Genomic DNA, 14,612 nt, shown 5'->3' with positions numbered 1-14,612 from the left:
CCCCCGAGTGAGATCGACGATCAAGCGCCGCCCTCGCGGGACTGGTGAACTCTATGTACGCCTCCGGGAACCGTCAAATCGACGGTACGCACGCCTGCGAGGGGTACGTACCGGCCGTGCGAGACCAACCGGCGCCAAGGGCGCTCATCATCCTGGTGGGCATAGCGGCCGCCGTCATCGTGCTCTACGGAATCCGTGAGGTCGCGTCGATCGCCGGCCCCATCGTGCTGGCGCTGGTGCTCGTCATCGCCGTCTCCCCCGTGCGCCACAGGCTCGCCGCCTGGCACGCGCCCACCTGGCTCCAGGTCGCCGTGCCGTTCCTCATCGTCGTGCTCGTGCTGCTCGGCATGGTCGGCATCCTGGTCATCTCGGCCACGCAGCTCGCCTCGCTCCTGCCCTCGTACACCGCCCAGTTCCAGCATCTGCTCTCCGACGCCCAGCACTGGGCCATCACGCACGGCGTCAGCAACGACGTGCTCAACAAGGGACTGACGGCGTTCGACCCCGGCAAGATCGTGGAATTCGCGCAGGCTCTGCTGGGCAGTGTGATCGCCATTCTGTCGTCGATGTTTCTCATCGTCGTGTTGTTGCTGGCGATGTGTCTGGACGCGCCGGTGACCGCGAAAATGCTCACCTCCGGCACGGGCAACGGGGCGCGGCTCGTCCCCGCGCTGGCCACGTTCGCGCACAAAACTCGGCGCTACCTGATTGTCTCGACCGTCTTCGGGATGATTTACGCGGTGCTCGACGTGATCGCCCTGACGCTGCTGGACGTACCGCTCCCGCTGCTGTGGGGCGTGCTCGCGCTCATCGCCAACTACATCCCCAACATCGGTTTCATCATCGGCCTGCTGCCGCCCGCCATGCTCGCGCTGCTGGAGGGCGGGGTGCAGAAGATGTTGCTCGTCGTCGCCGCGTACACCGTGACCAATGTCGTCACGCAGTCGTTCATTCTCCCCAAATTCCTGGGGGACGCCGTGGGGCTGTCGACGACGATGACATTTCTTTCGCTGATCGTGTGGACTTTCGTGTTGGGCCCGCTGGGCGCCATTCTCGCCATTCCGCTCAGCCTGCTGGCGCGGGCGTTGTTCATCGACAGCGACCCGGCCGCCGGATGGGCGCAGGCGCTGGTGTCGGGCAAGCTACCCCGTGGGTGAGACCAGGTGGCGCATGGACACCCCGCTCAGCCGCTTGACGTCGTGTGACAGGTGCGCCTGGTCGGCGTAGCCCGCCGTGACCGCCACCTCCGCCAGCGGGACGCCCGCGCGGGCCAGGGTCAGCGCGCGCTGGAAGCGGACGACGCGCTGGAGGATCTTGGGCGCGTAGCCGAACGCGGCCAGGGTGCGGCGGTGCAGCTGGCGCTCGCTGAACCCCAGGTCCCACGCCACCTCGCCGACCGTGCGGCCCGTCCTGAGCGCGCCGGCGATGGCGGTGCCGGCGGGATCGGCGGGAACCCCGTGGGCCAGGCGACCCCTGACCGCCGCGAGCATCGCGTCGAGTCGCGTGCGGGGCCCGGCCCCTGCGTCGCGCAGGGAAGGAAGGTCGGGCCCCCGGACGCGCTGATCGTGGAGGGAAGAAAAGTCGGGCTGATCGTGGAAGGGCGGAAAGCCGGGCGCCCCGAGGCGCTCATCGCTCAGGGCCCGAAGATCGGCCACCCCGACGCGCTCATCGCTCAGGGCCCGAAGATCGGCCACCCCGACGCGCTCATCGCTCAGGGCCCGAAGATCGGCCACCCCGACGCGCTCATCGCGCGGGGACGGGAGGTCGAAGACCCCGAGGCGCTCATCGCTCAAGGGCGGGAGGTCGGACAGCCGGACGCGCTGGTCGCGCAGCTCCTGGAGCGGGACGCCGAAGAAGGCGCCCACCGCCCCAGGCCTGAAGCGGATGCCGACGAAGGTGTCGCCGGAGGTCATGGGGGTCGGCATGGGGCCGGTGTCCGGACCGGCCACGAACAGCCCCTCCGGCCCCCAGATCAGGTCGACGCAGGCGTCGGGCACCACGAGCTGCGTGGCGTCGGCCTCGCTGACCTGGTGCCACACGCAGGCAAGACGGCCCGCGAGGTCGGCGGTCGGAGGCCGTTCCGCATACATGCCTCCAACGTACTCTGCCTCACTGACAGAACCCCGGCAGCCTCCCGTACGCCCGCAGCGTCCTGAGCCGGTGCACGGTGAGGTAGCCACCCCACTCGTGCTCCACCAGCGGCGTCCACATCAGCCAGTTGCCGCTCCAGCCCCCGTCGTCGGACTGCGCGCGGAGCAGGGCGTCGAGGTGGGCCTCCAGGACCTCGTCCGTGAACATCGGCAGCCGCAGCGGCGACGGCGCGAAGTCCAGGGGGAAGTGCGCGTCCCCGGGTGCGTCGGGGTCGAAGGAGACGGTCGCGAGCAGCGCGTCACGCAACCGCGCGAACTCCGCCTCCGCACGAGGGCGATCCGGCACCAGGTCCAGGAACGTCACGACGGCACGGGCCTCGTACGGGCTGGTCTCGGTGAGGGCGGCGATCCGCGACCAGCAGAAGTCGGTCGCGGCGGCGAGCCAGGGATGCGTGCTGCCGTGCTTGTGCAGCAGCCCCGCGATCGACGCGGTGGGGACGAGGTTCCCCGGCGGGTCGTCGGGGGTCTCCCACCACGGGGCTCGGGGCGTGTCGCGCACGGACGGCAGCACGAACGGCACGCCGCCGTCCGGCGTGCCGACCCCGGCCAGGTAGTCGCAGGCGGCGGCCACCATCGGCGAGTCGAACGCGTCCAGCTCGTCCAGGATCCAGAACGCCACCTCGACCGGCTCCGGCTGGCTGCCGGCGCCGCGCAGGTCGGGTTCGAGCGCGTTGCCGAAGCCGCCGTCGGCGTTCTGGTAGCAGCGCAGCACGTCGAGCACCCGTTCGGGGGGCCCGTCGCGGAACAGCGCCGCGAACCGCAACCTGTCGATCAGGCGGCCGTGGAGCTGCAGGTATCTCTCCGCACGGTCGATCACGTCCATGACGGCGAAGCTACTCCTTCCCCTGGGCCGTTCTCTTGTCGAAATCGGACACGCTCACGGAGTGGCCAGGGCCTCCGTCGGCGACATCCGCGCGGCCCGTACGGCCGGGTAGAAGCCCGCGATGCCGCCGATGACCAGCGTGGCGAGGACGCCGCCGAGCATGGCCCAGACCGGCACGATCGCGGGCCAGCTCTGCAGGCTCGCGTACGCCGCCGTGACGCCGATGCCGAGCAGCACGCCGCCCACGCCGCCGATGGCCGACAGCAGCAGCGACTCGGCGAGGAACTGCACCCGGATCTGTCCGCGCGTGGCCCCGAGGGAGCGGCGCAGGCCGATCTCGGCGCGCCGCTCCAGCACCGAGATGACCATCGTGTTGGCCACGCCCACCCCGCCGACCAGCAGGGCGACGCCGCCGAGGCCGAGCAGGAGCGCGTTCAGCGTGGCATCGGTGGCCTGTTTGGCGGCCAGCACGTCGGACGGCCTCGACACCTCGACCTCGTTGGGCTTCTCCGGGTTCGCGGTGGCGGCCAGGACGTCACGGACGGCGGTGACGTCCTGCTCCCGCGCCCTGGTGTAGATCGTGGTCGCGTACCCGTCGAAGCCGAGCCGCTCCTCCGCGACCGGCCAGCCGACCAGCGCGGCCGTGTCGAGCTCGGGGGCCAGGGGCGCGGGCGCGAGCACGCCCACGACGGTGAACCACTGCCCGCCCAGCCACACCCGCTGGTCGGGACCGGCCTGGACGACGCCGAGCCGGTCGGCCGCCTTGGCGCCGAGCACGGTGGCCGGGTAGCGGTGGGTGGCCTCGTTCAGCCAGGCGCCGCTGAGAACGGTGGCGCCGACGTCCTCGACGAGGTCGAGCCGGGCGGCGGTGACGGAGACGCTGCCGGTCTGGGCCTCGGGGATGTGGTCGTTGCGGTAGACCTTGGCCGCGGTCGTGCCGGTGGCGGTGACCGCGGTGACCGGGCCGATCTGGCCGATCATGCCCTCCGACTCGGCGGGCAGGTGGGACGCCTCGCCGAAGAGGGTCTGGCCGGGCGAGACAGTGAGCAGGTTCGTGCCGAGCGCTTCGAGCTGCCGGTTGAGGTCCTCCTGGCTGGAGGCGGAGATGCCGACGACGCCGAGCATGGCCGCGATGCCGATGGCGATGCCGAGCGCCGACAGGAACACCCGCAGCGGCCTGGCCCGCAGGCCCGCCCCGCCCACCCTGATCACGTCGCGCGGCCGCATCCGGGCCGCCACCAGAGGAGTGGTCATGTCCGAACCCCGTCCACGACCCGGCCGTCCAGCATCTCGACCTGCCGGGGCAGCGAGGACGCGATGTCGCGGTCGTGGGTGATGACGACCACGGTGGTGCCGCCCGCGTTCAGCTCGCGCAGCAGCTCCATCACGCCCGCTCCCGCGCGGGAGTCGAGGTTGCCGGTGGGCTCGTCGGCCAGCAGCAGCCGCGGCTCGCCGGCCACGGCGCGGGCGATGGCCACGCGCTGGCGCTCGCCGCCGGACAGCTCGTGCGGGCGGTGGCCGAGCCGGTGCCCGAGGCCGACGCGTTCGAGGGCGTCGTACGCGCGCAGCCGCCGCTCCCGCAGGGACGGGCCCGCGTACAGGAGGCCGTCGGCCACGTTGTCCAGCGCGCTGACCCCGGCGGCCAGGTGGAACTGCTGGAAGACGAAGCCGATGACGTTCGCGCGCAGCGCGGAGAGCTGCTTGTCGGTGAGCGAGCCCACGTCGTGCCCGGCGATGCGGACCTGGCCGCCGGACGGGCGGTCGAGGGTGCCGATCATGTTGAGCATGGTCGACTTGCCCGAGCCGGAGGGGCCGACGATGCCGACGAGCTCGCCGTGCCCGATGCCGAGGGAGACGCCGCGCAGCGCGGCCACGTCGCCGTAGTCCTTGCTCACGTCGCGCAGTTCGGCGATCACTTGGGCACCGCCACGGTCGTGCCCTCCTGGACGCCGGTGACCTCGACCCGGCCGTCGGCGAACATGCCGGTCTCGACCGCGGCGTAGCGGGTCGCCCGGCCCTCGACGACCTGTACGCCGTAGCCGCCCTCGGCCAGGGCGAACAGCGCGCCGACGGGCACGGCCAGGACGTCCTCGCGCCGGCCGGAGACGATCGTGACCTTCACGGGGGCGGCGTCGTACGACTTCTTCAGCCCGCTCACCGACACCGTGACCTCCACGGTGGTGGCCGGGTCGTTGCCGGTGCCGGTCTCGGTGGCGACCTTGCCCACGCCGGTGATCCGGCCGTTCACCTCGGTGCCGTCGGGCAGCTCGACAGTGGCCTTCATGCCCTTCCTGACCAGGTGCTCGTCGGCCACGTCGAGGTTGACGAGCACCTGGCGGGTGGTGCCGGTGGCGGTCAGCACGGGGCCGTTGGCACTGTCGCCGAGCGCCTTCTTCAGGTCGGCGACCCGGATGGGGCCGCCGGCGACCACGACGTCGCCCGGCCGGACCTCGCCGGTGACGTCGAGCCCGAGGTCCTCCTGCCAGTCCTCGACCGCCTCCCTGGTGGCCCAGGTGAAGGCGTCGTCCGCGTCGAAGCCGGTGTAGCCGAGCTTGCTCAGGTTGCGTTCGAGCAGCTCCACGTCCTTGCCTTCGACGCCGTCCTTCAGGGTGCGGTAGAGGGGCATGGTCCCGTACAGGAGGGGGCGGCGGTCGGCGTCCACGCTGTAGACGCCGTGGCCCCGGGTGATCGTGGCGCCCTCGCCGGGGAGCCAGGTGATCGTGCCCGGGGATTTGCCGGTGACGGTCAGGGGGTCGCCGTAGCCGAGGGTGCCGTCCACGGTCCTGGTCTCGGTGAGGGTCGTGCGGGTCACCTTGGCGGTGGCGGGGGGCGTACGGGTGGCGGCGGCCGTACCGGTGGATCCCCCGCCGAAGCCGATGGCGGCGGCCGCGACGGCGGCGGCGAGCAGCGCGGCGCCGCCCGTCCACGCCAGGGCCCGCAGGCGACGGCGGGGCGGTAAGGCGCGGGTGGCCGGGGAGGGCTCCTTGACCTGCGTCACTTCCGCTGCCCCGTCCTCGGGAACTTCTTGCCGCAGGCCTCGAAGGCCTTCTTGAACGTGGGGTCGTTCCGGTCCAGCTTCAGCGGGGTGTCGCTGGTGAAGGTGCCGTCGGGGTTGGGGTCGGGCCAGTCGACGCCGTTCTCGCGCATGCACCTGGCCAGCTCGCGGAGCTGGTCGACCTGCTCCGGGTCGAGGTTCTTGCGGTCCTTGAACGGGGCGTAGGCCTGGCAGGCCTTGATGGCGTCCGTGACCTTCTTCTTGTCGGCGTTCTCGCCGATGGCCTGGAGGCCGCCGCCCCCGTCCGGGTCGGGGTCCTCCATGGGGATCCCGTGGTCGCGCATGCACTGCGCGAACTTCCTGCCCTGCTCCTGCGGGTCCGCCGTGCCCGTCGGGCTCGCGCTCGCGGCGGGCTTGGCGGAGGAGGCCACGGCCACGGAGGCGACTCCGGCGCCGCCCTCCTGGCCGCCGCAGCCGGCGGCGAACGCGGCCAGCAGCGCGATCAGCAGCGGGGGCGCGATTAGTGTCCTGGTCATGCCTCCGAATGTGCCGAGCGCGGTTCAAAGCGGGCTGGGAGCCGCCTCGGAGCCAGGTAGGAGGACGCGGAACGTCGCCCCCTCGCCGGGCGCGGTGTCCACCTCGACGCGGCCGCCGTGGGCGCGGACGATGGCGGAGACGATGGCCAGGCCGAGCCCGGCGCCGCCGTCGGCCCTGGATCTGCCCTGGCCGACGCGGTAGAGGCGGTCGAACAGGCGCGGCACGTGCTCGGTCGGCACGCCCGGCCCGGTGTCCGACACCTCTATTACGGCCAGGTCGTGCGATCTGCCGACCCTGACGGTGACGGACGCGTCGGGGGGCGTGTGGCCGAGGGCGTTGCCGACGAGGTTGGCGGCCACCTGGCGCAGGCGGGCGTCGTCTCCCGTGATCGTCACGGGTGCGAGCGGGCCGTCCAGCCCGGCGAGCCTGACCTGCCGGTCCGGCACGCGTACGCGGGCGTCGCGGATCGTGTCGGCGGCCACCTCCAGCAGGTCCACGGGCCGCCGCTCGATCGGGCGCTCCTCGTCGAGCTGGGCCAGCGTGAGCAGGTCGTTGACCAGCACGCCCATCCTGGCGGCCTCGTCCTCGATCCTGCGCATCGCCTCGCCGGCGTCGCCGCCCCTGCGGTGCAGCTCGGCGAAGCCGCGCACGGAGGTGAGCGGGGTGCGCAGCTCGTGGGAGGCGTCGGCGAGGAAGCGGCGCATGCGGATCTCGGAGTCGGTCCTGGCGGCGATCTCGGACTGGAGGCGGTCGAGCATGACGTTCATGGCGCGGGCCAGGCGGCCCGGCTCGGTGTGCGGGTCGTGGGCGGGCACCCGGCGGTCGAAGTCGCCGCGGGCGATGTGGCCGGCCGTGGCCTCCATCCTGGTCAGCGGGCGCAGGCCGAGGCGTACGAGGGCGTCGGCGGCCACGCCGAGCAGGAGCAGCACGAACACGCCCACCGCGACGAAGATGGCGACGGCGGAGGTCTGGGTCTGCTCGACCTCGCGGAGCGACTGGGCGAACACCACGGTGTCGCCGTTGGACGCCTTCGTGGCGCGGACCCGCCATGAGGGGCCCGAGGTGCCCGGCGCGGTGTAGTTCTCGCCGATCCTGCCCCGGTCGATGACGGGGCCGGGCTCGTCCGGGGCGCCGAACTTGAACTGCAGCGCGCCGCCGGTGTCGTACACCATGACCTGCTGGACGGCGGCGACCCGCTTCGTGAGCACCTCGGAGACGAGGTCGTCCACCGGGAGCGGCTGGAGCGCCCGCGCCCGCGAGAAGAGGTCGCCCCCCTTGACCATGACGACCCTGCTGAGCTGTTCGAGCTGCTGGTCCACCCGGCCCATCAGGTTGCCGCGCAGCAGCGCGACGCCCGCCACGGTGGAGAGCACCAGCCCGAGCGTGGCGACCCCGAGCACGGCCATGACCAGGCGGGTGCGCAGGGTCCAGGCGGCGGGTCTCACCGCGGGGTCCTCAGCGTGTAGCCGACGCCGCGCACGGTGTGGATGAGCTGCGGCTCCCATTTGTCGATCTTCTTGCGCAGGTAGTAGACGTACGACTCGACGATGCTGGAGTCGCCGTCGAAGTCGTAGTGCCAGACGCTGTCGAGGATCTGCGCCTTGCTCACCACCCTGCCGGCGTTGGTGAGGAGGTATTCGAGGAGGTTGAACTCGGTGGGCGACAGGTCCACCGGCACTCCGGCCCGGGAGACCTGGTGGGCCGCGGGGTCCAGCTCCAGGTCGGCGTAGCGCAGCACGTCGTTGCGGGGCGTCGCGCGGCTGCGGCGCAGGATGGCGCGGATGCGCAGCACCACCTCCTCCAGGCTGAACGGCTTGGCCACGTAGTCGTCGGCGCCCAGCGTGAGGCCCTGGACGCGGTCCTCGACCCCGTCGCGGGCGGTCAGGAACAGCACGGGGACGCGCTCGCCGAGCCGCCTGGCGACCTCGAACCCGTCGAAGTCCTCCAGCATCACGTCGAGCACCACGATGTCGGGATCGAACTCCCTGGCGGCCGTCACCGCCTCCGCTCCCGTCTCAGCGGTCCTGACCTCGAACGACACCAGCCGCAACGTCTGGGAGAGCAGGGCGCGGATGTTCGGCTCGTCGTCCACGACGAGCACCCTGGCCGGTCGGTCCATGGGTAAAGGTCTACCCGAGCCACTTCAATGCGGGCTCAAAGCGCCCCCGACGCCGCAGATTTAATTCCGTTGCCCGGACGGCGGAACGCTGCCTACTGTGACCGGCATGACATGCATGTTCTCCTGCCCGGTTTTCATTCGCATCCGCCACGGCCGGGCTCTGGCCCGCTGACGGACGCGCACAACCTGAGGCTGTAGCGTCCGCACGCGCGCCCAGGGCCCTTCGAGACCTGTCAATCTCGAGGACCCGAAAGGGCAAGTGCTGTGGCGCAGAATTTCGCGCACGGAAACTATTCGCATACTCAGCGTAAAGCCAGGAATGGCGGTGGCGGCCGCACGCCCAGAGACCGGGCGCGGCGCACGCTCTCGCAGAATTTCCTGGCCGACCGGCATGCCGTCGATCTGATGGTGAAGGCCGCCGCTCCCGAAGGGCTCGTGCTGGAGCCCGGCGCCGGGGAGGGCGTGCTCACCCTGGCGCTCGCCGAGGCGGGCGCGCGGGTCGTCGGCTACGAGATCGATCCGCTGCTCGCCGGGCGGCTGGCCGCCCGTACGCGCAGCGATCCCCGGATCGACGTGGTCAGGGGCGACTTCACGGCCGTGCGGGCGCCGCGTGAGCCGTTCGCGGTCGTGGGCAACATCCCGTACTCGATCACGTCGAAGATCGTGGACTGGTGCCTGCGGGCGCCGGCCCTGACCTCGGCGACGCTGCTCACCCAGCGGGAGTACGCCCGCAAGCGGTCGGGCGACTACGGCCGCTGGAGCCTGGTCACGGTGGAGTCGTGGCCGTGGTTCCACTGGCGGCTCGGCGACACGATCGGCAGGGAGAGCTTCCGCCCCGTCCCGTCCGTCGACTCGGCGATCCTGCGCCTCCAGCGCAGGCCCGAACCGCTCGTCGCCGCGCGCCGCTCGTACCAGGAGCTGGTCGAGCTGGGCTTCGGCGGCCTCGGCGGCTCGGTGCGCGCCTCGCTGAAGACCCGTTACGAGGGGGTGGACGCCGCGCTGGAGGCGGCGGGCGTCGCCCGCGACACCGTCGTGGCCCACGTCCACCCCGACCAGTGGATCATCCTGTGGGGGCGCCTATGCGGGTGACCTGACCTTGGCCTGCTGAGACGGGCCGCCGACGAGAGCCAGTCCTGGGGCCGTGGTGGCGACGCGGCGGCCCCAGGGCATGGCCAGCGCCAGGATGGGCAGCAGCACGATCGAGGCCCGCGACCAGTCCTGGTGCAGGTACCACCAGGTGTTGACGTCGAACTGCGTCATGTAGAGGTAGCCGTATCCGGACCAGAGCGACACGCCCACGATGGCCGGCCAGGCGAACCTGGTGGGCCTGGCGACCAGGAACGGCATGAACCACAGCAGGTACTGGGCCCCGAGCCGGGGCGTCACGACCATGAAGACGAGCAGGATGGCCGTCGTCATGTCGATCGGGTCGGCGCGCCGCCAGTAGAGCACGGCCCCGACGACGCACAGGTAGATCAGGTTCGTGCCGAACGAGGCCAGTTCGGGCCGCAGCGCCCAGTCGCCGCCGGTGAACCAGGGGGTCCAGCCCCACTCGCCGACGATGGGGCGGATGTCGCGGATGGTGTTGATGACGGCGGGGATCTGGTTGAGGGACGTGCCCGCGAAGACCGGCAGCGTGACCAGGAAGAACAGCGGCACGATCCCGGTGGTGAACAGCGCGGCGACCCGGGAGCGCAGGTTGGGCAGGAGCAGCAGCATGCCGGGGATCAGCCAGATCGGCCAGCTCTTGGCGCACAGCGCCAGGCCCATCAGCACGCCAGCCAGCGCGCCCCGCTTGAGGTCGGCCCTGTCGTCGGGGCCCGGCAGCAGGGCGCGGTGCAGCAGGCCGCCCCGGCCGACCACGCGCGGGATCGAGGAGCGCACGCCGTAGGCGGCCACGCCGGCGCGCACCCGGGCGACCACGTCCGTGGTGATGCCGGGACGCTCCAGGGCGCCGGGGCCGCGGGCGACCACGAACGCCGCCACGCCGAACACGAGCGCGACCGGCTCGACCTGGCCATGGATGGCGGCGATCATCAGGGCGAGGGGGTTGAGCGCGTACTGGAGCGCCCGCAGCGACGCCTTGGGGCCGCCGGCCAGCTTGGCCACCAGCGGGATGAGCGCGATGTCGGCGACCACGGTGACCAGGCGCCCGGCGTACTCCCACGGGATGCCGAGCCACAGCAGGATGCCGTAGACGTAGGGGATGGTCGGCAGGAAGTGCCAGCCGCCCTCGCTGGCCAGCACCGGGTCCTGGCCGCGCAGCACGGCCTCGCCGGCCGGCTTGAAGCTCTCCATGAAGTCGACGGGTTGCCACGAATCGATGGCCGACGTGTACATGATCAGCAGGCGCACGGCCACGCCGACGACGATGGCGACGACGAGCGGTGGACGCCAATCCCGCCATTGGGCGACTAGAGCGAGTACGACACCGGCGACGAGGACTATCCCCGTGAGAACTGCGTAATCCATGGCGGCCTCTAGCCTGCCGCAACACCGGCAGTGGTTGCCACCAGGGCTTCCAATTCTTATCCCCGACATGCCGATACGTATGGCGATAGAGCGTCACTGTCTGTGTTGAACTTTTTCCATGGGGGGATCGCAGGTCAACCAGGCACTGGTCAGGCTCTATTTCGAGATGCGGGACGGGGTTCGTGACCCGGTTGCCGCCTGGGCGAAACTCACAGCGAATTCTCAGCAATATCGGCCGTTCAGAGGAGAGCGGCGGGTGCCGCTCGACGACGCCTCTGCGGCGGAGCTGACGGCGGCGGCGATGGTGCACACCGCCGCGTGCCACGGGCCCGACCGGGTGGCGGCGCTGTCCACCTCGCCGCTGGCGGGGCTGATCGCCGCCCTCGGCGGCGCGGTGCTGACCGAGCATCCGTGCGCGCCGGAGCAGGTGCTGGGGCCGCGGTTCGCGGGCCCGGCGGCCGACGACTGGGCGCGGGCCGCGTACGTGCTGCTGTGGGGGGAGAACAACCGGCTGGTACGCACGCCGGACACCCCCTGGGTGATCGCCGGGCGGTACAAGGGCCAGAAGGTGGTGGCGATCGGCACGCATCCGACGCGGCTGTCCGACGAGACGCTGGTCGTGCGCCCCGGCACGGACGGGGCGCTCGCGATGGCCATGGGGCACGTGCTGCTCAAGGAGTTCTTCCTGGACCGGACGCCGTTCGCCGAGCACGCCATGGAGCGCACGGACCTGCCGTCGCTGGTGGGGCTGCGGGCGCGCGAGGACGCCTACGTGCCGGGCGGGCTGGTGGGGCGCGGGAGCGACCGGCTGAGCGTGTACGGCGGCGAGGCGGTGGAGGTGCTGCTGCCGCGTTTCGACGACGGGCCGGGCGTGCTGCGGCGGGGCGTGCCGGTGCTGCGGGACGGCGACGAGCTGGTGACGACGGTGTTCGACCTGCTGCTGGCCGTCTACGGGGTGAGCCGGCCCGGGTTGCCCGGCGTGTGGCCGTCCGGGTACGCGGACCCGGGTGAGCCGTACACGCCTGCCTGGCAGGAGGCGTGCACGGGGGTGGCCGCGTCGCGGACGTTGAAGATCGCGCGGGAGCTGGGCGTGACGGCGGAGAAGACCGGCGGGCGCTGCCTGCTCGTGCCGGGGCGGCTCGAGACCCCGCACGCCGACACCGCCTACCGGGCGATGCTGGCGCTGCTGGTGCTGACCGGATGTGGCACGGGGTGGGCGCAGGCGAGCGGGGCCGGGATCCCGCTGGTGCCGTACCTGTGCCTGCACGCCTGCGGCGAGGACCGCGCGGACGTGGGCGCGCTGAGCTGGGCGCTGGCCGAGGGGCTGTTCGCGCGCCGGACCGCGCGCTCGGTGCTGCTGGAGGCGGTGGCCGACGGCTGGCCGATGGCGCCGCCGCCGCGCGTGCTGGCCCTGCCGCGGCCGATCTACCCGCTGCCGCCCGACGTGGACCTGATCATCGGGCCGGACGAGCACTGCGACCTGTCGCCGCCCGACGCCGGGCTGGTCGCGGAGGCGGTCGCGCGCCTGGCCGGGCGGGCCGCCCCGGTGCGGGAGGGCGGCCCGCCCGGCGGCGGGCGGATGCGGCTGCTGGTGGACCACGCCTGGATGCACGAGTACGGCGAGGCGCTGCCCACCTACCGGCCGCCCGGCCTCGGCATCCCGCTCAAGCCCACGCAGCTCGTCAGGTGAGGGCGTTCAGGTACGCCCGGTGGCTCCGGGAGAACTCGAAGCCGTTGTACCTGTCCCAGTTGATCGACCAGGTCATGAGGCCGCGCAGGTTCGGGTAGACGCCGCGCGGCCGGTAGGTGCCGCAGTTCGTGCCTTTGGCGAGGCAGTCGAACGCCTTCTGCACCTCCGCCACGGTGGTGAACCCGTTGCCGGCGTTCGGTGATGCGGGCAGCCCGATGGCCACCTGGTCCTGGCGCAGCGGCGGGAACACGTTGCCCGCGTTGCCCATGATCGGGAAGCCGGCCAGCAGCATGTCCGTCATGGCCACGTGGAAGTCGTGCCCGCCCATCGTGTGGTACTGGCCGTCGAGGCCCATGATCGGGCCCGAGTTGTAGTCCTGCACGTGGAGGAGGGTCAGGTCGTTGCGCAGGGCGTGGATGACGGGCAGGTAGGAGGCGCTCCTGCTGTCGGCCGCGCCGTTCGGCCCCGGGCCGTAGAACTGGTGGCCGAGCTGGACGAAGAACGTCTCCGGCGCCATGGTCAGCACGAACTTGGCTCCGTACCGGCTCTTGAGCGACCTCAGCGCCGAGATCAGGTTGACGACGACCGGGGTGGTCGGGCCGGCGAGGTTCGTGTCGCCGGGGTTGAGGTAGAGCGAGTGGCCCTCGAAGTCGATGTCCAGGCCGTCCAGGCCGTACCTGTCGATGATCGCGGACACCGACTCCACGAACTTGTCGCGGGCCGCCGCGGTCGTGAGCTGGACCTGGCCGTTCTGGCCGCCGATCGAGATCAGCACCTTCTTGCCCTGTGCCTGCTTGGCCCTGATGGCGGCGACGAAGTCGGCCTCGGGCTCGACGTTGGGGCACTCGGCCGCCGGGCACTGCCGGAACCTGATGTCGCCCGAGGTGACCGAGGTGGGCTCGCCGAAGGCGAGGTTGATGATGTCCCACTCGTTCGGCACCTCACTCATCCGGATATATCCGGATCCGTTGGCGAATGAGGCGTGCAGGTAGCCCACCATGACCCGTTTGGGCAGCCCGCCGCCCCCGCCGCCGCTCGTCGTGGTGCCGCTCGCCTCGGGGGTGTAGGCCGAGCAGTTGCCCGCGGCGTCGCAGGCCCGGACCTTGAAGCGGTACGTGGTGGCCGCGGCGAGCCCGGTGGCCTGGTGGCTCGTCCCGGTGACGGCGACCGGCGCCCCGCCGTCGCGGGAGACCTCGTAGCGGGCCACCCCGACGTTGTCCGTGGACGCTCCCCAGCTCACGGTGAGGCTGGAGCTCGTGGCGCCGCCGACGGACACGGTGCCGGGGACCGTCGGCGCCTGGGTGTCCGGGGTGCCGCCGGGGCCGTCGAGCACCACGTCGTCGGCCAGATAGGCGCCCTGGCCGTACCAGCCGTTGACGTACACCGTCACGGACGTGGTCGAGGCGCCGGTGGTGAAGGAGGTCTTGAGCTGGCTCCACGCCGCGCCCGGCGCGCCCCACGTCTGCGGGTCGGTGCCGCCGGTGCCGGTGGCGCCGAGGAAGACGTAGTTGCCCTGGACCCAGGCCGAGAGCTGGTAGGCGGTGTTCGGCTTGACGGTGACGGTCTGCTGGCAGCGGGCGTAGTCGCTGCCCTGCGGGGTGGCCTGGAGCGCGCGGGTCCCGCCGTGCACGGGCGACGACACGGCCTGCGCGCCGGACGTGGTGCCGCACGTCCAGCCGCTCAGCCCGGACTCGAATCCGGGGTTGGCCAGGATGTTCGCGGCGTAGGCGGGGGTGGCGTGCAGCGCGACGAGAGCCAGGGCGAGCGCGACCGGTCCTCGGAGATTCATGCGATACCTCCACGCGCGGCCCGCCCCGGCGCGGGGG

The 14,612-nt window shown here is 72.0% G+C and carries 13 protein-coding genes; 3 read left to right on the top strand and 10 right to left on the bottom strand.

Going from position 1 to position 14,612, the window contains the following annotated elements:
• Positions 1 to 53 precede the first annotated feature (53 nt).
• A complete protein-coding gene (locus H4W80_RS46105) occupies positions 54 to 1,157 on the top strand; it encodes an AI-2E family transporter (RefSeq protein WP_192790834.1) in 1,104 nt (367 codons plus the stop codon).
• Here H4W80_RS46105 and H4W80_RS61810 read toward each other — a convergent pair.
• From H4W80_RS61810 to H4W80_RS46065, 8 genes are read right to left on the bottom strand one after another with little or no spacing between them, the layout of a single operon-like run.
• Entirely contained in the window at positions 1,143 to 2,090 is a 948-nt protein-coding gene (locus H4W80_RS61810) for a helix-turn-helix transcriptional regulator (RefSeq protein WP_225964028.1), read from the bottom strand. The two genes, H4W80_RS46105 and H4W80_RS61810, sit on opposite strands and share 15 nt — an antisense overlap.
• A gap of 19 nt (positions 2,091 to 2,109) precedes the next feature.
• Positions 2,110 to 2,973 carry a hypothetical protein gene (locus H4W80_RS46095; RefSeq protein ID WP_192790833.1) on the bottom strand — a complete coding sequence of 288 codons (864 nt, stop codon included), beginning with the start codon at positions 2,971 to 2,973 and terminating at the stop codon, positions 2,110 to 2,112.
• A 54-nt stretch (positions 2,974 to 3,027) separates the two neighbouring features.
• Entirely contained in the window at positions 3,028 to 4,227 is a 1,200-nt protein-coding gene (locus H4W80_RS46090) for an ABC transporter permease (protein ID WP_192790832.1), read from the bottom strand.
• Positions 4,224 to 4,886, bottom strand: coding sequence for an ABC transporter ATP-binding protein (locus H4W80_RS46085; RefSeq protein ID WP_192794124.1), 663 nt, complete (start codon positions 4,884 to 4,886; stop codon positions 4,224 to 4,226). Before H4W80_RS46085 ends, H4W80_RS46090 begins: the two co-directional genes overlap by 4 nt.
• Positions 4,886 to 5,971 carry a peptidoglycan-binding protein gene (locus tag H4W80_RS46080; RefSeq protein WP_318787366.1) on the bottom strand — a complete coding sequence of 362 codons (1,086 nt, stop codon included), beginning with the start codon at positions 5,969 to 5,971 and terminating at the stop codon, positions 4,886 to 4,888. The genes H4W80_RS46085 and H4W80_RS46080 overlap by 1 nt, the downstream gene beginning before the upstream one ends.
• Positions 5,968 to 6,504, bottom strand: coding sequence for a hypothetical protein (locus tag H4W80_RS46075; protein WP_192790831.1), 537 nt, complete (start codon positions 6,502 to 6,504; stop codon positions 5,968 to 5,970). The genes H4W80_RS46080 and H4W80_RS46075 overlap by 4 nt, the downstream gene beginning before the upstream one ends.
• Positions 6,505 to 6,528: 24 nt before the next feature.
• Complete coding sequence (locus tag H4W80_RS46070; RefSeq protein ID WP_318787365.1) at positions 6,529 to 7,950, bottom strand: sensor histidine kinase; 1,422 nt, start codon at positions 7,948 to 7,950, stop codon at positions 6,529 to 6,531.
• The gene (locus tag H4W80_RS46065) at positions 7,947 to 8,624 is read right to left on the bottom strand and encodes a response regulator transcription factor (RefSeq protein WP_192790830.1); all 678 of its coding nucleotides are present in this window, start codon (positions 8,622 to 8,624) and stop codon (positions 7,947 to 7,949) included. The genes H4W80_RS46070 and H4W80_RS46065 overlap by 4 nt, the downstream gene beginning before the upstream one ends.
• A 264-nt stretch (positions 8,625 to 8,888) precedes the next feature.
• Here H4W80_RS46065 and erm point away from each other — a divergent pair, with 264 nt between their 5' ends.
• The gene (gene erm, locus H4W80_RS46060; RefSeq protein ID WP_192790829.1) at positions 8,889 to 9,713 is read left to right on the top strand and encodes an ErmE/ErmH/ErmO/ErmR family 23S rRNA (adenine(2058)-N(6))-methyltransferase; all 825 of its coding nucleotides are present in this window, start codon (positions 8,889 to 8,891) and stop codon (positions 9,711 to 9,713) included.
• On the opposite strand, the gene H4W80_RS46055 is transcribed toward erm, so the two are convergent.
• Positions 9,702 to 11,096: a hypothetical protein gene (locus H4W80_RS46055; protein WP_192790828.1), complete on the bottom strand. Its 1,395-nt coding sequence runs from the start codon at positions 11,094 to 11,096 to the stop codon at positions 9,702 to 9,704. The two genes, erm and H4W80_RS46055, sit on opposite strands and share 12 nt — an antisense overlap.
• 256 nt (positions 11,097 to 11,352) lie before the next feature.
• Here H4W80_RS46055 and H4W80_RS46050 point away from each other — a divergent pair, with 256 nt between their 5' ends.
• Positions 11,353 to 12,786, top strand: a complete 1,434-nt coding sequence (locus H4W80_RS46050) for a molybdopterin-dependent oxidoreductase (RefSeq protein ID WP_192790827.1) — start codon at positions 11,353 to 11,355, stop codon at positions 12,784 to 12,786.
• Here the strand turns inward: H4W80_RS46050 and H4W80_RS46045 are convergent.
• The gene (locus tag H4W80_RS46045; RefSeq protein ID WP_192790826.1) at positions 12,779 to 14,575 is read right to left on the bottom strand and encodes a chitinase; all 1,797 of its coding nucleotides are present in this window, start codon (positions 14,573 to 14,575) and stop codon (positions 12,779 to 12,781) included. The genes H4W80_RS46050 and H4W80_RS46045 overlap by 8 nt on opposite strands.
• Between the last annotated feature and the right edge of the window lie 37 nt (positions 14,576 to 14,612).

This window comes from Nonomuraea angiospora (assembly GCF_014873145.1).
GTDB lineage: Bacteria > Actinomycetota > Actinomycetes > Streptosporangiales > Streptosporangiaceae > Nonomuraea > Nonomuraea angiospora.
This window is presented reverse-complemented; position numbering and strand designations above follow the sequence as displayed.

What these genes read in the sequence shown, in the direction of transcription:
- H4W80_RS61810 (WP_225964028.1), bottom strand. Translation starts at nt 2,090, where the DNA reads ATGTATGCGGAACGGCCTCCGACCGCCGACCTCGCGGGCCGTCTTGCC.
- H4W80_RS46095 (WP_192790833.1), bottom strand. Translation starts at nt 2,973, where the DNA reads ATGGACGTGATCGACCGTGCGGAGAGATACCTGCAGCTCCACGGCCGC.
- H4W80_RS46045 (WP_192790826.1), bottom strand. Translation starts at nt 14,575, where the DNA reads ATGAATCTCCGAGGACCGGTCGCGCTCGCCCTGGCTCTCGTCGCGCTG.
- H4W80_RS46075 (WP_192790831.1), bottom strand. Translation starts at nt 6,504, where the DNA reads ATGACCAGGACACTAATCGCGCCCCCGCTGCTGATCGCGCTGCTGGCC.
- H4W80_RS46105 (WP_192790834.1), top strand. Translation starts at nt 54, where the DNA reads ATGTACGCCTCCGGGAACCGTCAAATCGACGGTACGCACGCCTGCGAG.
- H4W80_RS46055 (WP_192790828.1), bottom strand. Translation starts at nt 11,096, where the DNA reads ATGGATTACGCAGTTCTCACGGGGATAGTCCTCGTCGCCGGTGTCGTA.
- H4W80_RS46090 (WP_192790832.1), bottom strand. Translation starts at nt 4,227, where the DNA reads ATGACCACTCCTCTGGTGGCGGCCCGGATGCGGCCGCGCGACGTGATC.
- H4W80_RS46065 (WP_192790830.1), bottom strand. Translation starts at nt 8,624, where the DNA reads ATGGACCGACCGGCCAGGGTGCTCGTCGTGGACGACGAGCCGAACATC.